A 26,728-nucleotide genomic window follows, 5' to 3' on the forward strand; every position below is an offset into this window, starting at 1 on the left:
AATAAAGTGTTTGTACAGTCTTGCGACTGTTAAGCTCAATTGAATTGATTCGCTAGCATATTGCTTCGCTTTTTTAAATAATGTTTGTGTTCTTACCTATAGTAAGAACGTCCTACACATTTGGTTCGTTTTCTTTGTTCAGTTTTCAAAGGTCTACGTTGTTGCAAATGTTTCAGCAACTTTTATATCATAACAGTTAGCAATCAAATTGTCAACTGTTTATGAAACTTTTTTTGTAAAAAGTTTTGATATTTAATTGTTGTGAAACTTGCTTCAGATAACAGTTTTGTTAGTAGTGTGAACTGCTAAGTTTCTGTTTCCTTTTGAAGCGACTTGATTAGTCTATCATGGTGAAAAGTTTTCGTCAACTCTTTTTTTCAAAAAGTTTAAAAAGTTTTTTTCGTTATGATTGCGTCTCAAGCACAGGTAATAATATAACAAGTATAATGGGAGATTGCAAGTTGTTTTTGTGATTTTTCTGAAGTTTTTTTGATTGGTGAACTCTTCATGATTATTACTGTTATAACGTTCGTGATTTAACGGCATTCATACATTAATAGTTATCTAATTGTATGATTTTATAAAGACTTATCAATTGATTTACATAGACTACGCTTATTTTCATCATGCAAGACAAATCATTTCATTTCTTATATAGCATCGGAATAAATCGTATACCTGTGACAGTTTGCTCTACATCAGTATCTTCAAACCCTAAGCGCTGATAAACTTCTTTAGCATATGGTGATGAATTAACAGTCAATTGGTTAGCAGAAGAATTATTCAAAGCTGTATCAAATAATTTTTTCCCAATTCCTTGTCTATGGTATCTACCGTCAACAAAAAACAACGCTATATGGTTCCCACTTTTTCTAGTTGCAATTATCCCAACAAGTTTTTTGTTTATATAAGCTCCCCAAATAGCAAGTTGATTCATAAACGCTTGATTATTTAACGCCGTATCAAAAAATGCTTTTATGCCATCTTCAGAGTAATCAGGTGCTTCAAACTCCATAAAAACATCAGTAATCAATTTCGTTACAGCTTGCATATCGTTATCATTATTTATTAGTTGTATATCCATTGTTTTCAATCTCCCATTGCCTATGAAATACAAATTTTCAAATTTAGTATATCAAAATACTCTCTAAGTACAACAGATTCCTTACAATAAAAAAGAACCCTCCCGCAATTTTGCAGGGGGTCAGTTATTTTTATCTCATTGTTGGAAATAGTAATACATCTCTGATTGATTGTGCATCAGTTAACAACATCACTAAGCGATCAATACCGATTCCCAAACCGCCAGTTGGTGGCATACCGTATTCTAAAGCTTCTAAGAAGTCTTCATCTACGCCATGAGCTTCGTCGTTTCCTTGTTGACGTTCTTTTTCTTGTGATTCAAAACGTTCTCTTTGATCAATTGGATCATTTAATTCAGTGAAGGCATTAGCAAATTCTTTACCTACAATAAATAATTCGAAACGATCAGTAAAACGACCATCTTCAGGATTTTTCTTCGCTAATGGTGAAACTTCTACTGGATGACCGTAAATGAAAGTCGGTTGGCGCAAAGTATCTTCTACAAAAGTTTCAAAGAATTCATTGATAATGTGGCCAACTTCCATTGCATCAGTAATTTCAACATTGCGTTCTTTAGCTAACGCTCGCGCTTCTTCAAGCGTATAATCTTGCCAGAAATCCACTCCAGTTTGTTCTTTAACCGCATCAACCATGTGCAGACGTTTGAAGGCGTGGCCTAAATCAATTTCTTCACCAGCATAAGATAGCAAAGTTTTACCTAAAACTTTTTCAGCAACGTTGTGGTAAATACCTTCAGTTAAGTTCATTACATCTTGGTAGTCAGTGTAAGCCGTATATAACTCTAACATTGTAAATTCTGGATTATGTGTCGTGTCAGTACCTTCATTACGGAAAACGCGGCCAATTTCATAAACTTTTTCCATACCGCCGACAATTAGGCGTTTTAAATGAAGTTCTAAAGCAATCCGCAAGTACAATTCCATATCTAACGCATTATGATGAGTAGTGAAAGGTCGCGCTGCCGCACCACCGGCTTCATTGTGTAAAGTTGGTGTCTCCACTTCGATATAACCTAAACCATCTAAATAGCGACGAATTTCACTAATGATTTGGCTACGTTTCATGAAACGGTCAAAACTTTCACGATTACTAATTAAATCTAAGTAACGTTGGCGGTAGCGTTGTTCAATATTGGTTAAGCCGTGATATTTATCTGGTAAAGGGCGCAAAGCTTTTGAAAGCAATGTGATGCTTTGGGCTTTAATTGAAACTTCCCCCATATCAGTTTTCATAATTTGGCCAGTTACTCCAAAGAAATCGCCTAAATCACTATGTTTGAAAATTTCGTAAGCTTCATCGCCTACAGCATCTTTACGAACATAAATTTGAATTTGGCCTTCACGGTCTTGCAAGTGAGCAAAGCCAGCTTTACCTTTACCGCGACGAGTCATCATTCGACCAGCTACGCTAGCAGTTAACTCCATATCGGCAATTTCTTCTTTTGTATAGTTATCAAATTTTTCATGTAACTCTTCTGAATTATGAGTACGGTCAAAACGTTTTCCGAAAGGATCAATCCCTTGTTGTTGTAATTCTTCCATCTTTTGACGACGCACCAACATTTGGTCGTTCATTTCTTGTTGTGTTTGTTGTTCCTGTGACACGAAAATTCCTCCGTTCTCCATAATAATCTCTTACTTATAATGCCAATGAAAAGAAAAAAAAGCAATAGTTTAAAGCAAAAGTTTTCATTTTAAAGAAAAAAATTGCTTGACTAATGCTTTAATTATTAAACTTTAATTAGTTGGCTGCACTTTCAATCTTATCAACAAATTCATCTAAAATTTGAATAATCGTTGCTTGATCTTCCGCTTGATTAATCGCTACTTTAACTTTCGCTGCTCGCGGAATGCCTTTTAAATAGTAAGAAGCGTGTTGCCGAAACTCTCTAGCCGCCACTTTTTCGGTTTTCAAATCAACTAATCGTTGCAAGTGAACTTTAGCAATTTCGATTTTTTCACGGGGCGTCGGTTCCATAATTAGTTCCCCAGTCGCTAAATAATGTTGAGTACGCTGAATCATCCAGGGATTTCCTAAAGCCGCCCGACCAATCATCACGCCGTCTGCTCCCACTTCTTCTAACATTCGCTTAGCATCTTCTGGCGTACACACATCGCCGTTCCCCATAAAAGGTACGTGCAAATGTTTTTTAACTTCTTTTAAAATTTCCCAGTTAGCTTTGCCTTCATACATTTGCACTCGCGTTCTGCCGTGCATCGCAATCGCCGCTGCCCCAGCCGCTTCAGCCGCCAAAGCATTTTCCACAGCTAAAATATGTTGATCATCCCAACCAATCCGCATTTTAACCGTAACTGGAATCTTGACATTACTAGCGACCGCTTCAACCATTTCGTGAATTTTATCAGGGTCTAGCAGCCACTTAGAGCCAGCATCAGATTTAACTACTTTATTCACCGGACACCCCATATTGATATCGATAATATCAGCTTCCGTGTTTTCTTCAACAAATTTAGCCGCTTCAACTAAACTATCTTTGTTGCCACCGAAGATTTGTACACTTAAGGGATGCTCTCTTTCATCAATATAAAGCATCTCTAAGGTTTTTTTATTGCGAAAATGAATGCCTTGGTCACTAATCATTTCACAGACAACTAAGCCTGCACCAAATTCTTTCACCGTTACCCGAAAAGCAGCGTTGGTAATCCCCGCCATCGGTGCTACCACCACACGATTAGGAATTTCTACTGCGCCAATTTTCCACGCTTGCTTGTTGCTACTCATTTTCTCCCTCCAAAATCTCTTGTTTCAATGCTTCTAATTCAGTTTCGTTGTACAAGTACTTGTTATTACAAAATGAACAAACTGCTTCTGCTTGATGGTCTTCATCAATCATCCCTTGAATTTCTTCCACACCTAAAGTTATAATCGCTTCTGCAAAGCGTTCTTTAGAACAGTGACATTTAAATTCCACCGGCATTTTCTCTAAAACATCAATTTCGTCTACGCCTAAAACTTGTTGTAAAATTTCTTCTGGTGTTTGACCTTCAGCTAACATTTCAGAAACTAAACGGGTTTCAGCTAAACGCTCTTCAATTTTAGCAATCACGGCTTCATCAGCGCCAGGCATCATTTGAATCATAAAACCACCAGCCGCTTTAATGCTATCGTCAGTATCCACTAAAACACTTAACCCTACCGCTGAAGGTACTTGTTCCGAAACAGCTAAATAATAAGTGAAATCTTCGCCAATTTCCCCTGAAACAATCGGGGTTTGGCCAGAAAAAGTTTCTTTCAAGCCTAAATCTTTAATCACCGTAAAGATGCCTTCGGTTCCTACTGCACCGCGAACATCAATTTTACCAGCCGCATTCGACGGTAAACTAATATGAGGATTTTTAATATAGCCTTTCACTTCGCCTTTGCCGTTACTGTCAACGACAATCGCACCAGCCGGTCCATCCCCTTGAATTTTAACCGTTAATTTATCTTCACCTTTAACCGTCGCTCCCAAAAGCAAGGCACCAACCATCGTTCGACCTAAAGCGGCTGATGCAGTATGCCAAGTATCATGACGTTTTTGAGCTTCAGCGATTGTATCCGTTGCTTGAACTGCATAAGCCCGAACAAAACCATCGTAGCATAAAGTTTTAATTAAATAATCACTCATTTGTTTCACTCCTACTTCGTTTTAATGTTTCATTTTTTTCTCTACATATATCTATCATTTCATTAACTTAGTCCTTATGTATTTAGCTAAATAATTCAGCTGGCTTCACTAGCTGCAAATTTATAGCCCTGATATTTCAATAGGTCATTAGTGAATAATACTAGCTAGTAAAACTTTTTTCAACTCTTTTGTTTTATTTTATACCAGAATTAGTTCACAGCCACAAAGAAAGGTGAGATAACCAACGTTATCTCACCTTTCACATTTAGCTATTTGCTTTTACTCAGAATCAGTTGGTTCATCTTCTGGCGTAATTTCTACAACTTCAGCATTTTCAGCTGCTTGTTGTTTTTCTTCCGCTTGTTTTTGGGCGTCTCTTTCTTCTAAAGCACGTTTAGCTTCTTCGAAAGTTTGCGCTTCTTTTTCACTTGGGAAAGTTGTATCTTGATCGGCAGGCATTTGACCTTCTTCAAATAAAGATTTAATTGCTTTGGCATCCAATGTTTCAAATTCCAATAATTTTTCAGCAATTAATTTATGTTGGTCACGATGACTTTCGATAATTTCTCTTGCTTTTGCATGAGCTTCATTTAAAATACGACGAACTTCTTGGTCGATTTCAAAAGCCACTTGTTCAGAGTATGCTTTCGTTTGACCATAGTCACGGCCTACAAAAACTTGGTGATTACCTTCATATTGAACAGGGCCTAATTTTTCACTCATACCGTATTCAGTAACCATACTCCGGGCTAAAGCAGTTGCTTGTTCAAAGTCATTTGATGCACCAGTTGATTGAACATTGAAGATAATTTCTTCTGCTGTCCGTCCACCTAATAAACCAACGATTTGTTCAAACATATCTTCTTTAGTCATTAAGAATTGATCTTCTTTTGGTAAAGCAATCATGTAACCGCCAGCACGGCCACGAGGAATAATAGTAACTTTATGAACCACTCGAGCACGGCTTAAAACTAAACCAACGATTGTATGACCAGCTTCATGGTAAGCAATCATTTCTCTTTCGTGTTTGCTGATGACCCGATCTCTTTTAGCTGGTCCAGCAATTACGCGATCTTCTGCTTCATCCACATCAGAAGCATCAATTTTCTTCTTATTACGACGAGCAGCAACTAAAGCCGCTTCGTTTAAAACATTTTCTAAATCAGCACCGGCAAAACCTGGTGTTTGTTGCGCTACTACTTTCAAATCAACATCGTCTGCTAACGGTTTATTACGAGCATGCACTCGTAAGATTGCTTCACGACCTTTAACATCAGGACGACCGACTAAAATTTGACGGTCAAAACGACCTGGACGCAATAACGCTGGATCTAAAACATCCGAACGGTTAGTAGCGGCAATTACGATAACCCCTTCATTACCATCAAAACCATCCATTTCAACTAACAATTGGTTTAAGGTTTGTTCACGTTCATCGTGTCCGCCACCCATACCAGCACCACGTTGACGACCTACCGCATCAATTTCATCGATAAAGATAATCGCTGGTGCATTTTTCTTAGCATTTTCAAATAAATCACGCACACGACTAGCACCGACCCCAACGAACATTTCGACAAAGTCAGAACCAGAGATTGAATAAAACGGTACGCCAGCTTCACCAGCCACAGCTTTCGCTAGTAAAGTTTTACCTGTTCCGGGAGGGCCCTCTAAAAGCACACCAGCCGGAATCCGCGCCCCTAATTCAACGAAACGACGAGGATCTTTCAAGAATTCTACCACTTCAACTAATTCTTGTTTTTCTTCTTCCGCCCCTGCTACATCAGAGAAACGGACACGGTTAGCTTTTTTATCAGCTTCTTTGGCTTTGGATTTACCAAAGTTCATGACACGACCATTGCCGCCACCGCCGCCACTTTGTTGGCTAATCATCATATAAAAGACGAATAACACAAGTAACATTGGTACGAAACTAACTAACAGAGAAAGCCATAAACCACTTGAAGATTCTTCTTTCATTTTAATTTCCACGTTGTTGTCTTCTGCTAATTCAGTGACATTACTTAAAGTTGAATCATTTGGTAAAACGATTGTTGTAAACTGGCTGACTTTACCACCAGTACCGCCTAAAATTGATAGACCACCATCATTTTTAACTGTTTGATCCCGCTTATACTCACCGGTAATTTTATAAGCCCCACTAACGGGTTGAATAGAGAAAGATTTAACATTTCCGTCTTCTAACTGCTCAGTAAATTCCGAATACTGAATCTCTGCTGATTGAGAACTACCATTTCCAAAGAAGAAAGATACTCCCATAATCATCGCTAAGATTACGAGGATGTAGTATAAGGCGTTTTTCATCAAGCCATTATTTTTTTTATTCATATGCGTCCTCCTTGTTTAAAACCGCGATAGAGCAATCATCTATTTTTTCAATATTACTAGCAAAATTCCAGGTTTTTGCTACAAATATCTTAAAATACACTCTATAGCTAACTCGTAAATCTATCTCTTTAAATTTATGAATCAATTTTGACCATTTCATTGTACCACAACTAGCAACAAAAACAGAACTAATTTGATTGATAAATTTCAGGTTTTAAAACACCCACATATGGCAAGTTACGATAAGCCTCTGCATAATCCAAACCGTAGCCGACAACAAACTCATTTGGCACTTTAAAACCAACATAATCTGCTTCTAGTTCAATGACACGACCTTCAGGTTTATCAAGTAAAGTAACGATTTTAACTGAGTTCGCTTTACGGTATTTAAATAAATCAACCAAATAAGCTAACGTCCGACCACTATCAATAATATCCTCTACAATAACTAAATCGCGACCTTCAACATTGGTATCTAAATCTTTAACGATTTTAACTTCACCAGAAGAAACAGTGGCATTACCATAACTAGAAACATCCATAAAATCAATTTCTAATTGGGTATCAATTGAACGCACGATATCCGCCATAAAAGGTACTGCCCCTTTTAAAACACCTACGATTAACGGATTTTTCCCCCGATATTCATTCGTTAACTCAGCCCCTAATTCTTGACAGCGAGCGTCAATCTCTTCTTTTGATAATAAAACTTTTTCAATATCATTTGCTAACATACTTCATGTCCCCCTTATTTTTATCCATTTTAAAGTATTTATTTTTTTATTTAAATTTATAAATCAATGTGTACAGTATTGTATCAGTTTCAGCCGCAATACTCAAATTAGCAAAAACATAAGGCAGTAAAGCCAATACCTGTTCTGTTTGGTTCACGAGCACCCAAGCAGCGTCTCGCTCTCTCGTCGTAATTTTTTTATCAATAAAATAGCGACTCAGACGTTTAGTTAATTGCGGACTTAAAGCAATTTTATCGCCATCTTTTCGGTGGCGAATACTGAAAATCGCACTTTTTTCTGCTTTGAAAGAACCGGTAAAAGTTTGCCAATCCGCCACTTCGGCTGGCACTCGCACTTTTTCTGTCGCTGGAAAAATGCCTACCCATTCATTTTCTGAAAGATAAATGCTGTCCGCCAACTTAAACTCAGACTGCTGACTAGGCTTTTTTTTCAAAAAATATAAATTTTGATATTCCCGTAACAATTGCCACTGATTTTCAAAATCCATTTGCCATTGTGAAGTATCACTGGCAAGTAATCGTAGCAACTGTTTTAGCTGCCGCTGTTTACTTCCTACACCTTCTGCTAATAAAGTCTTCTGAAAAAAATATTCCCAAAAATAATATTTTTCACCAGCTGTTAATGCCTGCACATCAGCCACAACCACTTGGTAGCCATTATCAGCCACGCTAACCATTTGCTGATATAATTTTGCCATTTGCTGATTAATTATTTCTTGCGCCCAATTCACTTGCTGAGAAAAATCAGCAATGTGTTGCAAACTTTCAGTATTTTCTTTAGCTAACTGCGGCAAAATGTGATGCCTCACGCGATTCCGCTGATAGTCATCAGAAAAATTACTTTCATCTTCAAAGTACTGAATCTCGTAGGTTAAAGCAAATGCTTGCAATTCTTTTTTAGAAAAACTTAACAAAGGACGAATCAAACGACCACTAGCAAAATCCCGCACTGGTAAAATCCCTTGATGACTTTTAAAATCACCGCCACGCATCGTTTTCATTAAAAAAGTTTCCACTTGATCTTCTTGATGATGGGCCGTCAGTAATGTATCAAAGCCTTCTGTCGCCATCACCTCTGTAAAAAACTGATAGCGAAAATCCCGCGCCGCCGCTTCCGTTCCCACAGCTTGTGGTTTTTGCCAACGCGTTGTGTAAAAAGGTAATTGTGCCGTTAAACAATATTCTTGCAAATAACTTTCTTCTATTAAAGAAGCCTCACGTAATTGATGATTGACGTGAGCCACGCCTAAATGAAAACCAATTTCCCCTTGTAACTGTTGCATCAAGTGCAGCAAAACCATTGAGTCCACCCCACCAGAAACAGCTAACAGTAAACGACTCTCTCTTTGCCAGTAATGTTTTTCTAAGCCGATTTTTTTTAACTTAGCCAGCAGCTGATTCAACTTAAAATTCGCCTCGCTTCGCAATTTCAAGATTTTTTATTTCTATCAAAAAAAGAGAAGCAGACACACAGCCATTGACAAGCGTCTGCTCTCCTCTTACTTTTTTATTTCATATGACATAATTTAGTTGCGACGTCCGCCACGTCCGCCACGTTTACCTTCAGTATTTCTCTTTAAAGAAGTTAAGCGATCATCGCTGTCTTTCAAGAAAGAACTCATTAATGAATCGAAGTCTTGTTTATTATTGGCAGGTTGATTTTGACCAAAAGATTTCTTTGGAGCTGGTCTAGCTGGGCGTGGTTCCCGCTTAACAAACTCCCGCTTTTCTTGTGGTGGTTGCTCTTGTGTTTGTCGAATTGACAAACCAATTTTACCATCGTTACCAATTGAAGTGACTTTAACCGTTACCTCATCGCCAACACTTAATACATCATTAATATCTTTAATATAGCCATTTGATACTTCACTGATGTGTACCAAACCCGTTTTTCCAGAACCTAAATCAATAAAGGCACCAAAATTAGTAATTCCTGACACTTTCCCCTGTAACTTTGCTCCTACTTCGATTGACATAAAAAAAATGTTCCTCCTATTGTTTTTCACTCTTTCAATTTATATGAAATATATTTGTTTACTCTTTCATAAAGATAACTAAACTCACTGCAAAATTATTCGTTGCCTTGGTTTTCGTTAGCACCATCTGCTTCAGCGTTGGTAGTAGGATTACTACTTATTGCTTCATCGGCTTTTTTAGGTGTATAAATGTAGACACTTTCCCCAGGGCGAGAATAATAATAATCCCGTCGCGCTAATTTAGCTACATAACTTTCATCTTTCAGCAACTCAATATCCATCTGCAAATCTTCAAGATTTTCTTCAGCTGCTTGTTGCTCTTGTTGCGTTTCGACTTTTAAATCAGTTAATTTTTGCAACCGTTGATAATCGCTAAATAATTGGAAACCAACAATTGTGAAAACCACTAACGTAATCCCTAAAATCGCAGTTAACCTGCGCTTTTTAAAGACTAATTGTCGTTGTTGCCGTTGAAAATGAACATATTGTTCTTTTGCATATTCGGTATTCAGTTGGGTAATTTTTGTTTCTTTCGTTCTTTTACTCAAAAAAACCGCCTCATTCTTTCCCGTTATCTGTCTCATTATACCAACATCTAACAGCCTTGTCTAACCAAAATCGTTGAAATTCCCTTAAATTTCTTCTGTTGTTTGAATCCGTTCTTCTGAAACCACTGTATACATTTTGGCAGCATCATCTTTTTTGGTTGATTCATGCAGTTCAGCTACTTTAACTGTTAAGATTTTATTACCAAATTGCACTCGTAATTCATCGCCAACTCTAACATCGCTGGAAGATTTCGCTACTTTGCCGTTAATTTGAATGCGACCTTTATCCGCTACTTCTTTTGCAACAGACCGCCGCTTAATAATTCTTGATATTTTTAAAAATTTATCTAAACGCATTTTATTTTCCCCTCTTTAATAAACGTAATATTTTTTCACCTAGTGGAAACATTAACCATTCCCGCAACGTAAACAATTGCCAGTAAACAGCAGCAGTTATAAAACTACTTGCCCCGACAGCCACACTAACAACACTCCACAGCAGGGCTTGCCAACGCTTTTCTGCTAATTGAAAAAAATCAATGCCCACTAACAAAAGCCCGACTGTTAGCCCCATTATACCAAGACATTTAAGTAATGTGGAACCAAATTGATGTTCTCGCAAAAAAAAATTAATTTTTTTCGGCATAAAACAGATGAAACACAGTAAAGTCGCCGTTAAACCCAGCAAAGTCGCTAAGCTAGTCCCCACCGTTCCTAAGTAATAAGTTAGCGGACCAGTTGCGATAATTTTGATCAACAAACCCACACTAGCAGCTTTTAAAGCTGGCAGAAAGCGATTTTCACTTTGAGCAATGCTTTGATAAGCTTGAATCGCCCCCATCAAAGCTACCGCTAAAACAAACAAGGTTAAAGTCAGCTCACCGGCATGATCTTTAAATAAACTAAAATTAATTAACGGCGTTAACAGCGCTAAGCCCAGCGCCGCAGCGGCAGCTAAACTAACAGATAAACGCAAATAAATGCGGGCTAATTTTTCAAATTGCCCTTGATTTCCCGCTAACAAACGACGGGTTAAAATTGGCAGAAAACTGGCACTTAAAGCAGTGGCAACGACTAAACCTAATTGCACCAGCGGTTGTCCGCGATCAAAAATCCCTTTATCAATTTTAGCCGCTTGTTGCGATAATCCCTGTGCCACCAAACTATTTTTCGCAAAAAAGGCATCGACTAATTGAAACAAAATCAAGTAGCCACTATAAATGGATAATAAGCCACCTTCTAATAAAAAACGACCCAACAAGCCAGTTGATTTTTCCGCTGGTATCTTTACAAAATCAACAAGCTCAAGGCTTTGACGATTTAACTTACGGTCGTAACAATGTAGTAGTAGCAAAGCCAAACTACCACCAACCACCGCTCCTACCATCGCTAGCGTTCCCGTTTGATAAATATCCCACGCAAATTGCTGGAAACAAAAAGCAGCAATTAAGATAACTCCCACCCGCAACACTTGCTCAACAACTTGTGAAATTGCCGTGGGTGTCATTTGCAGGCGACTTTGAAAAGCTCCCCGATACGTCGCTAATCCCGGAATCAATAAAAAAGTAAAAGAAACCACTTGAATAAGGGGCTGTAAAGCTTGATCCCCCATTAAATGTGCGATTAAGCCACTACCAAAGAAAACAATCCCCCATAATAGCAAGCTCAGTCCCGTTAATAAAGGCAACAATTGTTGTAAGGCATTTTTCTCTGCAGCGGGGGTTTTAGCTTCTGCCAAATATTTTGAAATAAATTGTGGTAAGCCGCTAGCAGCTAAAGTCATCGCCAATCCATAAATCGGATAAACTTGTTGGTACACGTAAAAACCTTCGTCGCCAACGATATTTTGAAAAGGTACGCGATAAATGGCACTTAAGATTTTCACAATTAAAGAAGCACCGGTTAAAATCGCAGCACCTTTAATCATATGACGCATTTCTTTTTGTGGCATTTATCTCCCTCCTCGCTTTTAATTTATTGTTTTTTCTGTTTTTGATATTTCAATTGTCGTAACGCATGTACGAAACTAATGATTTCTTGCAACATTAACACCCGACTTAAATCTTTAGGAATCGTTAATTTAATCACCATTTTTTCTTTTTCCACCCCTAAAGATGCTCGTAATTTCGTAGCAGCTAAGGCTTCAAAAATTTGTTCCACTGAAAAAGTTTTCGTACCGACTTTACTTAACACCACCCGCACCACTTGTTGCTGTTTACGAATCACTTCCAACAACGCGCAATCGCCGTCCATTTTCAACTGACCAATCATTAATAAATAAGATACTTCATCAGGAAACTCACCAAAACGATCTAGCAAATCAGCTTCTAGCTCTTCTAACATCGCTTGGCTCTCTAACTCCCGCACCCGTTTATAAATTTCAATTTTTTGCCGTTCATCTTCGATATAAGTAGTTGGTAAATATGCATCAATCCCCAAATCGATTTCCACCGAAGTTTTTTGAATTTGGGCGTTTTTCCCTTGTTTACGGGCAACTGCTTCTGTTAACATTTGTGAATACATATCAAAGCCGACCGCATCAATAAAGCCATGCTGTTGGGCACCTAATAAATTCCCGGCTCCGCGAATGGATAAATCTCGCATGGCAATTTTAAAACCTGAACCTAATTCAGTAAAATCTTTAATCGCTTGTAATCTTTTTTCGCTGACTTCATTAAGAATTTTTTGTGGTTCATACATGAAATAAGCATAAGCCACTCGATTACTACGCCCGACCCGCCCCCGTAATTGATACAAAGTCGATAAGCCCATGTAATCCGCATTATCTACTAATAAAGTATTGGCATTAGGAATATCTACCCCCGTTTCAATAATCGTGGTAGTTACTAAAACATCATATTCCCCTTCAACAAATTCAAAAAGCGTATTTTCCAACTGAACTTCGGTCATTTGACCGTGAGCATAACCAATTCGCACTTCCGGCACCAACTCTTGTAGCTCTTCGACTTTTTGTTCAATCGTATCTACGCGGTTATATAGGTAGAAAACTTGTCCATCTCGCGCCATTTCCCTTTCAATCGCTTCACGAACGGCACCGGCATTGCGTTCCATCACATAAGTTTGAATCGGGTAACGATTAGCTGGCGGCGTTTCAATCACCGACAAATCGCGCACTCCTAACATGGACATATGCAAAGTTCGTGGAATTGGTGTAGCGGTTAAAGTTAAAACGTCAACTTGCGAGCGTAACTGTTTCAAGCGCTCCTTGTGTTTCACACCAAAACGCTGTTCTTCATCAATAATTAACAACCCTAAATCACTAAACTCCATATCTTTAGATAAAATCCGATGCGTTCCCACTACGATATCGACTTTGCCGGTTTTAATTTCTTGCAAAGTTTCCGCCTGTTGCTTTTTCGTCCGGAAACGGCTCAACAACCCAACATTTACCGGGAATCCTTCAAAACGATCTAACATAGTTTCATAATGCTGTTGCGCTAAAATCGTTGTTGGCACTAAAAAGGCAACTTGCTTGCTTTCTTTTATGGCTTTAAAAGCCGCTCGCAAAGCGACTTCGGTTTTACCAAAGCCCACATCGCCAACTAACAGACGATCCATCGGGCGAGCTCGTTCCATATCCCGTTTAATTTCAGCCGCACTCCGCAATTGATCTTCCGTTTCAGAATAAGGGAAAGAATCTTCAAACTCTTTTTGATATTGATCATCTGGTGCAAAAGCATAGCCTTTTTCCGACTCTCTGGCAGCATATAACTGAATTAAATCATCAGCAATATCTTCAATTTTAGCGGAAACTTTGCGTTTGGTTTTCGTCCATTCGCTACCGCCTAATTTATTAATTCGCGGCAATTTCCCTTCAGCCGCTACATATTTTTGAATTAAATTCAGCTGCGTCACGGGAATAAATAATTTAGCATCATCTTGATAAATAATCGACATATAATCTTGATGAACGCCGTCAATTTCTAACGTCTCCATCCCAACGTATTTACCAATCCCGTGATTAATATGAACAATGTAATCACCGACTTTTAGCTCGTTATAACTTTTTAAGCGTTCCGCATTAGAGACTGTTTGACGACGAGCACGTTTTTTTGTAGTTTTCTGGAAAATTTCTTTTTCGGTAATCACGACAATTTTTTCTTGTAGCAACTCAAAACCGGTTTGCAAATTGCCTTCGATAAATTGTAATTGCCCAGGAATCAGATTATCGGCGGTCGTTTCAACACCTTGAATCTCATAGTCTCGAAACATTTCATCCACTTTACGAATCCGCGCTTTAGTAGGCAGCAAAACAACGACCGTCTGCAATTGTTTTTGCCAACGATCTATTTCTGTTTTTAACAAAGGCATCTGGCCGAAAAATTGTTGCATATTACGATATTGAAAATCGATGATAGTGTTAAAACGTAAATTGCCCATGCCTTTTTTAAATAAAGAAAAGAAAGTAGTGTTTAACGAACTTTTGGTAATTAAATTGTGGCCTTCTTTCATAAATTGTTGCTCTGAAAAAACCCGCATTTCTTCTAAACGCTGTGTCTGCCATTCACCAGCTTCACGGTCAATTTCGCGATTGGTTTCCAACAAACGGGGGTAATCATCCATAAATAACAACATTTCTTCATCAAAATAATCCATCAAGGTGCTAGCTTCTTGATATAAGAAGGAAGTGTAATAATTAGCGATTTCACCCGGAACACCAGCTTCCCAAGAACTAATTAACTGACCAAAATAATCTTGTAGAAAATTCTTTTCCGTTAAATCTTGCGTAATCGCTAAACGCTTTTGCAAAGCTTCTTGCAACGCCACAATCCCTTGGTTTAAATTATCAGTCGAAAAAATCAATTCGGTAGCAGGACTAATCACGATTTCTTCAATGGTTTCTACAGAACGTTGACTGTCAGCTTCAAAATAGCGCAAAGAATCTATTTCTTCATCAAATAATTCCACTCGCACAGGATATTCACTATTTAAAGGATAAATATCAATGATGCTTCCCCGTAAACTAAATTCCCCAGGACGCCCCACCATACCTTGTCGTTCATAGCCCATCAGCGTCAATTTTTCTGCTAAATCATTCATGGCGACAACACCACCGATTTGCCAATTAAAATGAGCGGCTTGCCAGGTTTGTTTGGTAGGTAAAAATTTTCGTAGTCCGGCAATCGGCACGACAAAAATACCTTTTCCCCCACTAGTTAAAGCATCCAGCGCGACAATCCGTTGTTCCCGCGCTTCTGGTGAGGCAAAGGCCATTTCCGCCGTTAACATTTCTTCTACTGGAAACAAGAAAACTTCTTCAGCAGGTAAAACATTTATTAAATCATCGACTAAGCGATTGGCATAATACAAATTAGGCGTAGCCACAACGACACTTTTTTGTAAGCATTGATAGGCACTTACCATAATCAGCATCTTAGCCGAACTAGAAACCCCTGTCAGTAATTGCCGTGTATTTTTTTCTAATAAGGTTTCGTGCCATTGGCGAACCACCGTGTGTTGCCCCACAAACTCGATTAAATTCATAATTAAAGCTCCTTGTTCGTATTAAGGTATTAAATTTCCTTTGAAAATTTAGTTCGATTCTCACGCCGTATATCATTCCACTACTGCGCTTGAATAAGTGGAAGCTAGTTTAAATCAAGGAAATAAATTTTTCGGAAAAATTCACCTTTTTTTCTCACTACGCATACCATTCAACTACTTGTAACGTTGGTAAGTTGAACTGGCAACTAACATCCTTGTTCGTTTCAAGGTATTAAATTCTCATTAAAAAAATTAATTAAACTGATTCATTGTATCGATAAAATTATTTTTTTCCATATAAAATCCTAAAGCAGCAACGGCTTGGTCAAGGCTGTTTTCAATTAGCGGTTGATCCTCTTGGTCAAAAGGACTTAAAACATGATTAACGACACTCATTTTACCTTTCGGGCGACCAATACCGACTTTAACTCGATCAAAAACTTGATCATTTAAATGAGAAATAATGCTTTTTATGCCATTATGGCCGCCAGCACCACCTTTTTGGCGCAAGCGAATTTTACCAACATCTAAATCCAAATCATCATAAACAACTACCATTTCATCTGGATAAATCCCGAAATACGTCATTAATGGTACTACCGCTTTTCCTGATTCATTCATAAAGGTTTGCGGCTTAACTAAAAGAATTTTTTCACCGTTTACGAAAAATTCGCCGACTTCTGCTTGAAAACTATTTTGTTTGAAACTAACCTGATATTTTTCAGCTAAACGGTCCATCACCATAAAGCCAATATTATGTTTTGTCTTTTCATATTTTGTACCAGGATTTCCTAGGCCTACAAACATTTTCATATCTTATACCTCATCACTTTAGGGAATTAAGTCAAAAAACTTCATACAATTCATATTATATGAAAACCCACTTCCTCTAAGCCTTCCTTAAAAATTACAGTTTGCTTTGCATAGCACAAAATACTGGATAGCACATCGCTACCCAGTTTCTTCAACTTACTGAGTATATCATATTGGGCAGGGAGTTGTCCGCCTTTTTAAGTAAATTTAGCAAGATTTAACGAAAATTCTCCTTTGAATTTCTGCCTTTTTTTCAAACAACTAAGCAAAAAAACTAGTACAGCTAAAAAAACTGTTTTATTTTTCGAGCGTATTGCATGACAGATTAAAAAATAATTGTTATGATAAAGACATAAAAAAAGAATGATAGCACTTATTAGAGATTAGGAAGGACTGCATTATTATGCCTAAACATCAAAAAATTATTATCGTCGGAGATGGCGCGGTTGGTTCTAGCTACGCTTTCGCCCTTGTAACCCAAAATATCGCTCAAGAAATTGGCATCATTGATATTGCTAAAGAAAAAACAGAAGGTGATGCGTTGGATTTATCTCACGCTTTAGCTTTTACTTCACCTAAAAAAATCTATGCCGCTGAATACAGCGACTGTTCTGATGCTGATTTAGTTGTTTTAACCGCTGGTGCTCCACAAAAACCTGGCGAAACTCGTTTAGATTTAGTCAGCAAAAATTTAAAAATCAACCGTGATATCGTTACACAAGTGGTCGCTTCTGGTTTTGACGGCATCTTTTTAGTCGCTGCTAACCCGGTAGATATTTTAACTTATGCAACTTGGAAATTCTCTGGTTTCCCTAAAGAACGCGTAATCGGCTCTGGTACTTCACTAGATTCCGCTCGTTTCCGTCAAGCCATTGCCGAAATGATTAACGTTGACGCCCGTAATGTCCATGCTTATATTCTTGGCGAACATGGGGATTCTGAATTTCCAGTTTGGTCTCACGCCAATGTGGCCGGCCTACAAATTTACGAATGGGTGAAAAATAACGACGTCGACGAAGAAGCTTTAGTTAATATCTTCTTTAAAGTTCGTGATGCTGCTTACACTATTATCGAGAAGAAAGGCGCGACTTTCTACGGAATTGCGGTTGCACTAGCCCGTATCACTCGTGCAATTTTAAATGATGAAGATTCTGTTTTCCCCCTTTCTGTTTATTTAAATGGTGAATACGACCAAAAAGATATCTTTATCGGCGCCCCAGCCATTGTCAATCGCCAAGGTGTTAAACAAGTTATCGAAATTCCTTTATCTGACGCTGAAAAAGACCGCATGAATGCTTCTGCACAACAATTGAAAGCCGTCATTGATGAAGCTTTCGCTAAATTGGATGCCGAATAAATTTTATTATTCAGTTTCACTCTCGCTAGCCATGGCTGGCGAGAGTCTTTACATATTCTTACAAATCATTTTTAAATACCATATGTTATTTAATTTTTTTAAAAATATTCGTAGTTTCTGTACCGCAAACATGCCAATTTATGGTATTATATAAAATGGCATGTCCAATTTATGTTGAAGCATGTCGCTAATGTAAACAATTCGATTTAAAAATCGTTAGAATAAATGGAAGTAAGGAGCTTTTCCCATCATGAGTAGAGTAGCTAGACATCAAGAAAAACAACAAAAATCCCCGTCAAATTTCAAGTTCAACCTAAACGTAAAAGACTTATCAGTTATTATTCCGGTCGTCATCATTTTACTGTTAGCTTTAGCTTATCTTTTCGGTGGTGTTTATTATAATAATAAATTTACTAGTAAAACCTCTATTAACGGTTTAAGCGTCGGCGGATTAAACGCCAAAGATGCTCAAAAGTTGTTAGATGAGCATTACGCTACTCAAGATTTCTCAATTACCGACGATGGCAAAGAATGGAAAAGCATTCCTTTTTCTGAACTAGGTGTTAAAGCCAATTACGGCGATAAAGTAGCTACTGCATTAAAAGAGCAAAACAACTGGGCTTGGCCGGTCGCTTTATTTAAAAAGACCGATTTAAAGATGGAAGTCACTTCCGTTAACATTGACCAATTAAATACTTCCTTACAACCGATTTTCACAGAAATTGGCACTTTAAACGAAACTCGTAAACCAACGAAAGATGCGGCTTTAGTAAAAACTGATGCTGGCTTCGTAATTGAAAAAGAAGTGCAAGGAGACACTATTCACGTTAATCATTTCCACGAGGGTATGATTAATACTTTAGTTTCTGGTCAAAGCGAATTAGAGCTACACGATTATTTACATCAGCCTGGTGTTACTACTGAAGATACCAGTTTAAAAGAAAAAGAAGCTTCTTTAAACAATATTGCTAAAGTTAACGCGAATTATTCTATTAACGGTCAGCTAATTAATATTCCAACAACGCAAATCATGGATTGGTTAATTTTTGAAAATGGTGAAATTTCACTGAACCAAGATAAATTAACCACTTACGTCACTGATTTAGCAATCAATTATGATACTAGTGTTACAACTTATGGTAACCCTTCAACTTTCAACTCTACTTTAGCTGGTGAAATCACCGTACCAGCCGGCACTTATGGCTGGAGCATTTTAATCGCTGATGAAGTTGAAGCTTTAAAGCAAGATATTTTAGCTGGTGGCGAATTTACACGCTCACCAATTGTTGATGGTCCAACTGGCGCTGATCATCCATTAATCGGCAACACTTACGTGGAAGTCGATTTAGCAAACCAACACATGTGGTATTATCAAGATGGCGCTGTCGTAATTGAAACAGATGTCGTAACAGGTCGCCCAGGTATGAATACCGTTCCTGGTGTCCATTATGTTTGGAACAAACAAAGTCCTTCTATTTTAAGAGGGGATAATGGTGATGGTACGAAATACGAAACACAAGTATCTTACTGGATGGCGATTGACTGGATTGGTATCGGCATTCACGATTCCAACTGGCAATACGCTTATGGTGGTTCACAATACTTAAACGGCTATGGCTCTCATGGCTGTATTAATACCCCACCAGCTATCGCTGCCCAAATGTATGATATGGTGGCTATTCATACACCAGTTATCGTTCACTAAAAAATTAAAAATAGAGCATACGCTGTTTGGGCGTATGCTCTATTTTTTATATAATTTTAACCAACTACTTAGCGTTTTTTGCGTTTCTTTCCTTTACCTTTAAATAATTGTAGCCACAATAACGTTCCTAAGACAGCGGTCAACGCCCCCACCGAATCCAATAAGATATCTTGAAATAACGGGCTACGTCCACTGGTTAACATTTGATGATATTCATCTAAAGCCGCATAACCAGTCGCCGCCAACCACACCAAGACGGCAACGAAAAAGTATTCCGACATTTTTTTCGAAGTTCCTACAAATAAACTCCAACTCATGATAAAGTAAGTGAAAAAATGCGCCCCTTTGCGAATAAAAAATTCCACAAAAGCAAAATAGCCGGAATAAGCAACGCTGACTTCTTTCCCGCCATAAGTAAAAGCAATCCCACTTAAGCGACTTTCCAAAGGCTTACTAGCTAACCATTTTTCCAACAAAGGAATTAAAGATTGCTCCTCGTAGGGTTGTGAAGAAGAATAAAAAAGAATCCCCATCATCACCAAAGCAACTAACCAATAAAAATTGCCATTACGCAATTGTTTTTGTAACATCTCTACTGTCATCCTCATTTGATTATATTTTGTCTTTTCATTTTACCACTGAAACAGCTACTGTGCAGAAAATTTTTTACCTAATAAAAAAAGCCAAGACATTAATGAAATTAATATCTCAGCTATTGCTATTTGTGCTAAAAGTTTATAGTAACTCTTTTCGTAAAGTTGCATCTGCTTTTGCTGATAAATATTTAGGAGCGATATCTAAAACAGTATAAGCACCAAATAGTTTTTCCTGTGCCAAACGCCCACAAGCGCGAGCATAAGCAACTAAAACACTGGCAGTAAATTCGGGATTGCTTTCTAAATCTAAACGATATTCAATCACTTGCTTAGTCGTTTCCCCGGTAGTACCAACATGGAGCACCATGCCGCCGTGGGGCATCGCTTTATGATCACGATTCAATTCCTCTTGTGAAATAAAATGAACCTCAGTATCATAATCCGCAAAATAATTTGGCATCGTTACGATTTCTTCTTTAATCGCTGCCGCATCAGCACCTTCTTCTAAAACAATAAAACATTCTCTAAAATGTTTATCACGAGTTGTTAAAGTCAATTTTTCGCCTGCTTTTAACTTTTCAATAATTTCTTGATTAGGCACTGTGTATTGAGTCGCATCCGCCACGCCGGCAATTCTTCTTAAAGCATCCGAATGCCCTTGGCTAACCCCTTTTCCCCAAAAAGTATAGCTTTCCCCTTGTGGTAAAACACTTTCCGCATACAAACGATTCAAGCTAAACAAACCAGGATCCCAACCCGTTGAAATAATTGACACCGTTTGATGATCTTTAGCTACTTGATCAACATTAGCAAAATGCTCTGGAATTTTCGCATGGGTATCAAAACTATCAACAGTATTAAAGCTTTTAGTGATTTCTGGCGTTTGCACAGGTAAATCCGTTGCTGAACCACCACAAAGAATACAAACATCAATTTCAGCTTTTTTACTTTGCAAATCATCCATATGGTAAGCAGTTGCGCCTTCAGTTGTAACTTTTTCAGGTGCTCTACGAGTAAAAACTCCCACTAACTCCATATCAGGATTTTGTTTTAAAGCCCGCTCTACCCCACGGCCTAAATTACCATAGCCAATAATTGCAACTTTTGTCATTTAAATCACTCCTCATTCGTATTTTTGTATTAATTTTTCTTTGAAAAATTAGTTCGATTCTCATTACGCATATCATTCCACTAGCTTTTTTTACTTTGAATAAGTGGAACTGACATCCTCATATAAATATAATTAAAATTTAATCGAATCTCCATAAAGTCTATTATGATTATACTATAAAACTTGTTAAATTCCAGAAATTTTCACTAATGTTTTTAATGTTTTTCTTCAATTTATTTTTTCTTTTCATAAAGATTGCCAATCATAAACAAAAGTGCCACAATATAGCTATATTAAAAATAATCAATAAGGAGTTTTGCTCAATGACTATCGCAATTAATTGGGATTTAGAAAGTATTTTCGCTGGTGGAAGTGAATCCAGCGCCCTGCTTTCTCGTATGGAAGCCTTGCAAGCAGAAATCACCGCTTGGCAGACATTAGTTAAAAACTATCAGGGTAACAGTATTGCTGATTTGCAAACAATCTTGCAACAACAAGGAAAACTTACCAACGGCTTTTCACAATGCGCTACTTTTATTACCGCTCTAACTTCAGCCAATACCGCTGACACTAAAGCTATCGCACTCCAAAATAAACTTTATGCTTTGCTACCTGAAATTAAAAGTGTTGAAACAACTTTTTCAAAAAAATTAGCCGAAATTAGCGACAGCGATTGGCAAGTAATTTGTCAAAATATTGAAATTCAACCAGTAGCTTTTCGTTTAACTGAGATTCGCAAAGAAGGTCGGCAATTATTATCTGAAAATGAAGAAAACATCATTCACACTTTAGCGTTAGACGGCTTAAACGCTTGGAGTAGCCATTACGATACACTTGTGGCAACCATTCAAATTCCTTTCACTAACGAAGCTGGCACTACTGAATTGCTTTCTGCTGGTCAAGCCTTCAATAAAATGATGAGCAGCCCCGATAAAGAAGTTCGTAGCCAATTATTCGCTGCTTGGGAAGAAGCTTGGAGCGACAAAGCGCCGCTTTTAGCAGATACCTTAAACCACTTAGATGGCTTCCGGCTATCAACTTATAAACTTCACGGGGTAGCTGATTTCTTACAAGAACCATTGGAATATAATCGTCTTCAAAAAACTACCCTAGATACTATGTGGGCAACGGTCACGAATAACAAGCAAAGAATCATGGATTACTTAACCCGCAAAGCGCAACTTTTCGGCAAAGAAAAATTAGATTGGCAAGATCAAGACGCGCCAATTATTTTAGGGGATTTACAAGAAAAAACCTATACTTTTGATGAAGCTGCGGCTTTTATCACGAAACATTTTGCAAATTTCAGTCCTAAAATGGCAGAATTAGCGAAAATAGCTTTCAATAACGCGTGGATTGAAGCTGAAGACCGCCCCGGAAAACGTCCTGGTGGCTATTGTTCTGAATTACCAGAGTCACAAGAATCACGAATTTTTATGACTTATAGCAATTCCGTGAATGAAGTAGCTACTTTAGCGCATGAATTAGGTCATGCTTTTCACAGTTCTGTTTTGTGGGATTTACCACCAATCAATCAGAATTATGCCATGAACGTTGCCGAAACAGCCAGCACCTTCGCTGAGTTAATCGTCGCTGACGCTACGTTAAAAGAAGCGACTACTGTTGAAGAAAAAATTAACTTGCTAGATACGAAATTGCAAAATGCCGTAGCGATGTTTATGAACATTCACGCTCGTTATATTTTCGAACAAAATTTCTACAACGCTCGTCAAAATCGTTTTGTAGCCGCTGAAGAAATTAGCGAAATGATGTTAGCCGCGCAAAAAGAAAGTTATTTAAATCAATTAGGCAGTTACCACCCTCATTTCTGGGCAGCTAAGTTACATTTCTTTATTGATGATGTTCCTTTTTATAATTTCCCCTATACTTTTGGCTATCTATTCAGCATGGGGATTTACGCTTACGCTAATCAACATCCTGGTAATTTTGAAGATCAATACATCGCCTTATTAAGAGATACCGCCGTGATGACTTCTGAAGATTTAGCGAAAAAACACCTAAACGTTGATTTAACCCAACCAGATTTCTGGCAAAGCGCCATTGATATGGTTTTAGCAGATATCGACGACTTTATGGAATTGACAGCAGCATTTGTTTAAATAATTGAAAAAGTTCTTTAGTTCCTCACGAGCTAAAGGGCTTTTTCACTATAGATTTTTAATTTTTCTTAACATTCCAAGCGCAAACGTTTGTTTGTTCGCAAAATTTATGGTATAGTTACTAATGGAATTTCGTTATCAGTCAACGCCTTTCTATCAACAACTATGAAAGGAGAATGCACTATGACATTCGATAACAAAAAAATGCAATACCGGGTAACCCTAAATACGGATTTGAATTTATTTATCGCCTTCGATAAAATGAACCCAAATCATTTCGCAACAGGGATTACCATCGAAAAAGCAGTTGAAGAACTTCAAAAAACTGCCTAATTGTTAGAGCTATTAACCTTTAGTTTTAACAACTAAGAATCAAATTTTTTCTAGGAAAATTATTCCCAAAACCTTAAAGGAGTTTCTCTGATGGAAAATTGTAATTCTTCAAATTAAAAGCACCTTGCTAGTAATGAGCAGGGTGCTTTTGTTTTTTATTATGTTATTATTATCTTAGGTGGTGTTATTCATGAATAAAAACTTACTAAATACTTTTAGCTATTTCGGCTTACCGCTATTCATTCCAATCATAATTGCTGGTCTCTTACACTTTTTCTGGCAATTTCCGATGGCAATTTCTTGTATTGTCATCTATTTACTGTTGCTTTTTTTGCTTTTACCAGAAGACAATCCTTTCGCTGCTAGCTTGGATTATCGCACTAAACGCTATGATGCCACTTATAAAACTAATTCACCGACCTTTAAAAATAAACTGCTAACCAGAGAACTGATCCGCATGCTGCTGATTGTCATAGCTGTAATCATTGCTATTGCACAGCTTTGAAATAAAAAGCCCCTCACAAAAATTTTGTAAGGGAACTTGATTATTTTTGTCCGTAATAAGCACCCGGACCATGTTTTCTAAAATAATGTTTATCCAATAAGTATTGTGGGATTGTTTCACAATGAGGTTGAATAATTTCATTCATATACGCCATTTCAGCAACTTCATCTAAAACAATACTATTATCAACAGCTTTCGCTAAAGTTTCACCCCAAGTAAAAGGTCCGTGACCACGAACAATTACCGCTGGGATAGCTAGCGGATCAAGCTGTCTGTCATTAAAAGTTTCCACAATAACCTTGCCAGTTTCCATTTCGTAAGCCCGCTCCACTTCTGCCACTGTTAGCTGTCGCGTGCAGGGAACAGCCCCGTAAAAAGTATCCGCATGAGTGGTGCCGTAAGCCGGAATATCGCGACCAGCCTGTGCCCACATCACTGCGTGTTTTGAATGCGTGTGAATCACAGCATTCACTTTTTCAAAATGCTGATACAAAACAACATGCGTTGGTAAATCAGAAGATGAATTTAACCCCTCTGCCAATAAATTCCCTGCTAAATCAGTCACTACCATATCGGCAGCTTTCATCGTTTTATAAGGAACTCCACTAGGTTTAATTACGATTACCCCTAATTCACGATTGATTTCACTGGCATTACCCCAAGTTAGTTTTACTAAACCGGCTTCCGGCAAAGCTAAGTTCGCCGCAAAAACCCGTTCTTTCATGCCTTGAATGATTGCTTCTCTATTCAAGATAACCAGCCTCCTTCAAATAAGGGAATAAAAACTCCTTCGCCTTCTGAATTTCTTGCGCTGGTTGTTCACTTGTTTCACTCCACATTTCAATCAAAAATGGTCCGTGATAATTTAAACGTCTCAAAGTTTTTAAACAACCTAAGAAATCCACACAGCCTTCACCAAAGGGAACTTCTTTAAATTTCCCAGGGAAATCAACAGTTACAGCCAAAGTATCTTTTAAATGAATAGCCGAAATTTCGGAGATCCCCATCTCTAATTCATAAGCTACATCATTTTCTGGCCAAGCTGATAAATTCCCTAAATCAGGGTAAACCTGTAAATAAGGGGAAGGAATTTGTTCTTTAATTTTTAAATAGCGGGTAATTGAGTTAATAAAAGGATCATCCATAATTTCAATGGACAAAACGACTTCTTTGGCTGCCGCAATCGCTACGGCTTCCTTTAAATTTTCTACAAAATAAGCTCGTGAAGTTACGTTTTTTTCTTCATAATAAACATCATAGCCCGCTAATTGAATCGTTCGCACCCCCAAATCAGATGCTAGATCCACTGCTTTTTGCATAATCAATAGTGCTTCTTGACGCTTTTCAGGGTCTGCTGAACCAAAAGGAAAGCGACGATGACCACTTAAACAGATTGATAAAATTTTTACCCCCGTTTGATAAATGGCATCCACCACAGATTTCCGCTCTGCTTGCGTCCAATCTAAGCGACTTAAACGTTCATCGGTTTCATCAATCGACATTTCTACAAAATCAAAGCCTAGTTCTTTCGCCATTTCTAATCGTTTAAGCCAAGTTATATTTTTCGGTAAAGCTTTTTCATAAATTCCAATTGTTGTCATGATGCTTAACCCCAAATTCGTTGAATCTCAGCTTTAAAAGCTTGGGCAGCTACAACAGGGTCTTCAGCAGCCGTGATTCCGCGACCAGTAATAAAAGTATAAACATCCACACCAGCAAATAATTTCAAGGTATCTACATCTAAACCACCCGTAACTGAAACTCTAAAACCCATTTCAATTAGTTTTTTCACACGGTTTAAATCTTTTTCACCCCAAGTTTCACCAGCAAATAACGCATCGCGACTTTGGTGATAAATTGCTTGACTAATACCGGCATCTAACCATTGCTGCGCTTGTTCATAAGTCCAGTCCCCATATAATTCAACTTGGACTTCTTCAACTTCTTTGGCAGCAGCTTTCATGGTAGGAATAGTGGCACAACAAATAACCGTCATCCAATCCGCGCCAGCATCAGCACAATTTTTTGCTACTGTACCGCCGGCGTCAGCACATTTTGTATCGGCAACTACTTTTTTATTAGGAAACAATGCCCGCACACAGCGGATGGCTTCTTCCCCAGCTTGTAAACAAAGAATCGTTCCTACTTCTAAAATATCAACAATTTCACCAACTTTAGCAATATCAGCTACTGCACTTGGTAAATCTGAATGATCTAACGCAATTTGTAAATTTGGAATCCCCATAAACGCCAACCTCTTTCTTTTATTAAACAGCAGAAAGATTGGCTCAAATAATTTTTTTATTTGAAACCAGTCTTTCGCT

Annotated in this window: 23 protein-coding genes; 5 read left to right on the forward strand and 18 right to left on the reverse strand. The window is 37.8% G+C overall.

What is annotated here, in order from left to right:
• Positions 1 to 643: 643 nt before the first annotated feature.
• The 13 genes from M2139_RS04460 to pth form a co-directional block, all read right to left on the reverse strand.
• Positions 644 to 1,084: a GNAT family N-acetyltransferase gene (locus M2139_RS04460; RefSeq protein WP_280737611.1), complete on the reverse strand. Its 441-nt coding sequence runs from the start codon at positions 1,082 to 1,084 to the stop codon at positions 644 to 646.
• Between the two features lie 130 nt (positions 1,085 to 1,214).
• Entirely contained in the window at positions 1,215 to 2,708 is a 1,494-nt protein-coding gene (gene lysS / locus M2139_RS04465) for a lysine--tRNA ligase (protein WP_280737612.1), read from the reverse strand.
• Between the two features lie 136 nt (positions 2,709 to 2,844).
• Positions 2,845 to 3,846, reverse strand: coding sequence for a tRNA dihydrouridine synthase DusB (gene dusB / locus M2139_RS04470; protein WP_280737613.1), 1,002 nt, complete (start codon positions 3,844 to 3,846; stop codon positions 2,845 to 2,847).
• Positions 3,839 to 4,732, reverse strand: coding sequence for an Hsp33 family molecular chaperone HslO (gene hslO, locus M2139_RS04475; RefSeq protein ID WP_280737614.1), 894 nt, complete (start codon positions 4,730 to 4,732; stop codon positions 3,839 to 3,841). Before hslO ends, dusB begins: the two co-directional genes overlap by 8 nt.
• 279 nt (positions 4,733 to 5,011) lie before the next feature.
• Entirely contained in the window at positions 5,012 to 7,081 is a 2,070-nt protein-coding gene (ftsH, locus tag M2139_RS04480; RefSeq protein ID WP_280737615.1) for an ATP-dependent zinc metalloprotease FtsH, read from the reverse strand.
• A 188-nt stretch (positions 7,082 to 7,269) separates the two neighbouring features.
• Positions 7,270 to 7,815 (reverse strand): hypoxanthine phosphoribosyltransferase, encoded by a 546-nt coding sequence (gene hpt / locus M2139_RS04485; protein ID WP_280737616.1) that lies wholly within the window; start codon positions 7,813 to 7,815, stop codon positions 7,270 to 7,272.
• Positions 7,816 to 7,861: 46 nt separating this feature from the next.
• Entirely contained in the window at positions 7,862 to 9,238 is a 1,377-nt protein-coding gene (gene tilS / locus M2139_RS04490) for a tRNA lysidine(34) synthetase TilS (RefSeq protein WP_280737617.1), read from the reverse strand.
• Positions 9,239 to 9,361: 123 nt separating this feature from the next.
• Complete coding sequence (locus tag M2139_RS04495; protein WP_280737618.1) at positions 9,362 to 9,811, reverse strand: S1 domain-containing RNA-binding protein; 450 nt, start codon at positions 9,809 to 9,811, stop codon at positions 9,362 to 9,364.
• Between the two features lie 95 nt (positions 9,812 to 9,906).
• Positions 9,907 to 10,359, reverse strand: coding sequence for a septum formation initiator family protein (locus tag M2139_RS04500; RefSeq protein ID WP_280737619.1), 453 nt, complete (start codon positions 10,357 to 10,359; stop codon positions 9,907 to 9,909).
• Between the two features lie 84 nt (positions 10,360 to 10,443).
• Positions 10,444 to 10,716: an RNA-binding S4 domain-containing protein gene (locus tag M2139_RS04505; protein WP_280737620.1), complete on the reverse strand. Its 273-nt coding sequence runs from the start codon at positions 10,714 to 10,716 to the stop codon at positions 10,444 to 10,446.
• Between the two features lies 1 nt (position 10,717).
• Positions 10,718 to 12,310 (reverse strand): oligosaccharide flippase family protein, encoded by a 1,593-nt coding sequence (locus M2139_RS04510; RefSeq protein ID WP_280737621.1) that lies wholly within the window; start codon positions 12,308 to 12,310, stop codon positions 10,718 to 10,720.
• 23 nt (positions 12,311 to 12,333) lie between these two features.
• On the reverse strand, positions 12,334 to 15,864 hold the full coding sequence (mfd, locus tag M2139_RS04515) for a transcription-repair coupling factor (protein ID WP_280737622.1): 3,531 nt from the start codon (positions 15,862 to 15,864) through the stop codon (positions 12,334 to 12,336).
• 252 nt (positions 15,865 to 16,116) lie between these two features.
• The gene (pth, locus tag M2139_RS04520) at positions 16,117 to 16,677 is read right to left on the reverse strand and encodes an aminoacyl-tRNA hydrolase (RefSeq protein ID WP_280737623.1); all 561 of its coding nucleotides are present in this window, start codon (positions 16,675 to 16,677) and stop codon (positions 16,117 to 16,119) included.
• Between the two features lie 403 nt (positions 16,678 to 17,080).
• Here pth and M2139_RS04525 point away from each other — a divergent pair, with 403 nt between their 5' ends.
• Together M2139_RS04525 and M2139_RS04530 are read left to right on the forward strand one after the other, a co-directional pair.
• Positions 17,081 to 18,034 (forward strand): L-lactate dehydrogenase, encoded by a 954-nt coding sequence (locus M2139_RS04525; protein ID WP_280737624.1) that lies wholly within the window; start codon positions 17,081 to 17,083, stop codon positions 18,032 to 18,034.
• 250 nt (positions 18,035 to 18,284) lie between these two features.
• On the forward strand, positions 18,285 to 19,739 hold the full coding sequence (locus tag M2139_RS04530) for a L,D-transpeptidase family protein (RefSeq protein WP_280737625.1): 1,455 nt from the start codon (positions 18,285 to 18,287) through the stop codon (positions 19,737 to 19,739).
• A gap of 68 nt (positions 19,740 to 19,807) precedes the next feature.
• Here M2139_RS04530 and M2139_RS04535 read toward each other — a convergent pair whose 3' ends face one another.
• Both M2139_RS04535 and M2139_RS04540 read right to left on the reverse strand, forming a co-directional pair.
• Positions 19,808 to 20,329: a VanZ family protein gene (locus M2139_RS04535; protein ID WP_280737626.1), complete on the reverse strand. Its 522-nt coding sequence runs from the start codon at positions 20,327 to 20,329 to the stop codon at positions 19,808 to 19,810.
• 145 nt (positions 20,330 to 20,474) lie between these two features.
• Entirely contained in the window at positions 20,475 to 21,446 is a 972-nt protein-coding gene (locus M2139_RS04540) for a diaminopimelate dehydrogenase (RefSeq protein WP_280737627.1), read from the reverse strand.
• 323 nt (positions 21,447 to 21,769) lie between these two features.
• Between M2139_RS04540 and M2139_RS04545 the strand changes: the two genes are divergently transcribed.
• The 3 genes from M2139_RS04545 to M2139_RS04555 all read left to right on the forward strand — a co-directional run bounded on the left by M2139_RS04545 (position 21,770) and on the right by M2139_RS04555 (position 24,404).
• Positions 21,770 to 23,566: a M3 family oligoendopeptidase gene (locus M2139_RS04545; protein ID WP_280737628.1), complete on the forward strand. Its 1,797-nt coding sequence runs from the start codon at positions 21,770 to 21,772 to the stop codon at positions 23,564 to 23,566.
• 183 nt (positions 23,567 to 23,749) lie between these two features.
• Complete coding sequence (locus M2139_RS04550) at positions 23,750 to 23,899, forward strand: hypothetical protein (RefSeq protein WP_280737629.1); 150 nt, start codon at positions 23,750 to 23,752, stop codon at positions 23,897 to 23,899.
• Positions 23,900 to 24,089: 190 nt separating this feature from the next.
• Entirely contained in the window at positions 24,090 to 24,404 is a 315-nt protein-coding gene (locus tag M2139_RS04555) for a hypothetical protein (RefSeq protein ID WP_280737630.1), read from the forward strand.
• A 40-nt stretch (positions 24,405 to 24,444) separates the two neighbouring features.
• On the opposite strand, the gene M2139_RS04560 is transcribed toward M2139_RS04555, so the two are convergent.
• From M2139_RS04560 to M2139_RS04570, 3 genes are read right to left on the reverse strand one after another with little or no spacing between them, the layout of a single operon-like run.
• Complete coding sequence (locus M2139_RS04560; protein WP_280737631.1) at positions 24,445 to 25,155, reverse strand: L-ribulose-5-phosphate 4-epimerase; 711 nt, start codon at positions 25,153 to 25,155, stop codon at positions 24,445 to 24,447.
• Positions 25,148 to 26,005 (reverse strand): L-ribulose-5-phosphate 3-epimerase, encoded by an 858-nt coding sequence (locus tag M2139_RS04565; protein ID WP_280737632.1) that lies wholly within the window; start codon positions 26,003 to 26,005, stop codon positions 25,148 to 25,150. The genes M2139_RS04560 and M2139_RS04565 overlap by 8 nt, the downstream gene beginning before the upstream one ends.
• Positions 26,006 to 26,010: 5 nt before the next feature.
• On the reverse strand, positions 26,011 to 26,649 hold the full coding sequence (locus tag M2139_RS04570) for a 3-keto-L-gulonate-6-phosphate decarboxylase UlaD (protein ID WP_280737633.1): 639 nt from the start codon (positions 26,647 to 26,649) through the stop codon (positions 26,011 to 26,013).
• Between the last annotated feature and the right edge of the window lie 79 nt (positions 26,650 to 26,728).

It is taken from the genome of Enterococcus sp. PF1-24 (assembly GCF_029893325.1).
GTDB lineage: Bacteria > Bacillota > Bacilli > Lactobacillales > Enterococcaceae > HY326.

Bases quoted from the DNA above. Each gene is read 5' to 3' on its own strand.
- M2139_RS04460 (WP_280737611.1), bottom strand. From the start codon at position 1,084: ATGGATATACAACTAATAAATAATGATAACGATATGCAAGCTGTAACG.
- dusB (WP_280737613.1), bottom strand. From the start codon at position 3,846: ATGAGTAGCAACAAGCAAGCGTGGAAAATTGGCGCAGTAGAAATTCCT.
- hslO (WP_280737614.1), bottom strand. From the start codon at position 4,732: ATGAGTGATTATTTAATTAAAACTTTATGCTACGATGGTTTTGTTCGG.
- ftsH (WP_280737615.1), bottom strand. From the start codon at position 7,081: ATGAATAAAAAAAATAATGGCTTGATGAAAAACGCCTTATACTACATC.
- hpt (WP_280737616.1), bottom strand. From the start codon at position 7,815: ATGTTAGCAAATGATATTGAAAAAGTTTTATTATCAAAAGAAGAGATT.
- M2139_RS04495 (WP_280737618.1), bottom strand. From the start codon at position 9,811: ATGTCAATCGAAGTAGGAGCAAAGTTACAGGGGAAAGTGTCAGGAATT.
- M2139_RS04505 (WP_280737620.1), bottom strand. From the start codon at position 10,716: ATGCGTTTAGATAAATTTTTAAAAATATCAAGAATTATTAAGCGGCGG.
- M2139_RS04510 (WP_280737621.1), bottom strand. From the start codon at position 12,310: ATGCCACAAAAAGAAATGCGTCATATGATTAAAGGTGCTGCGATTTTA.
- mfd (WP_280737622.1), bottom strand. From the start codon at position 15,864: ATGAATTTAATCGAGTTTGTGGGGCAACACACGGTGGTTCGCCAATGG.
- pth (WP_280737623.1), bottom strand. From the start codon at position 16,677: ATGAAAATGTTTGTAGGCCTAGGAAATCCTGGTACAAAATATGAAAAG.
- M2139_RS04525 (WP_280737624.1), top strand. From the start codon at position 17,081: ATGCCTAAACATCAAAAAATTATTATCGTCGGAGATGGCGCGGTTGGT.
- M2139_RS04530 (WP_280737625.1), top strand. From the start codon at position 18,285: ATGAGTAGAGTAGCTAGACATCAAGAAAAACAACAAAAATCCCCGTCA.
- M2139_RS04535 (WP_280737626.1), bottom strand. From the start codon at position 20,329: ATGTTACAAAAACAATTGCGTAATGGCAATTTTTATTGGTTAGTTGCT.
- M2139_RS04540 (WP_280737627.1), bottom strand. From the start codon at position 21,446: ATGACAAAAGTTGCAATTATTGGCTATGGTAATTTAGGCCGTGGGGTA.
- M2139_RS04545 (WP_280737628.1), top strand. From the start codon at position 21,770: ATGACTATCGCAATTAATTGGGATTTAGAAAGTATTTTCGCTGGTGGA.
- M2139_RS04550 (WP_280737629.1), top strand. From the start codon at position 23,750: ATGACATTCGATAACAAAAAAATGCAATACCGGGTAACCCTAAATACG.
- M2139_RS04555 (WP_280737630.1), top strand. From the start codon at position 24,090: ATGAATAAAAACTTACTAAATACTTTTAGCTATTTCGGCTTACCGCTA.
- M2139_RS04565 (WP_280737632.1), bottom strand. From the start codon at position 26,005: ATGACAACAATTGGAATTTATGAAAAAGCTTTACCGAAAAATATAACT.
- M2139_RS04570 (WP_280737633.1), bottom strand. From the start codon at position 26,649: ATGGGGATTCCAAATTTACAAATTGCGTTAGATCATTCAGATTTACCA.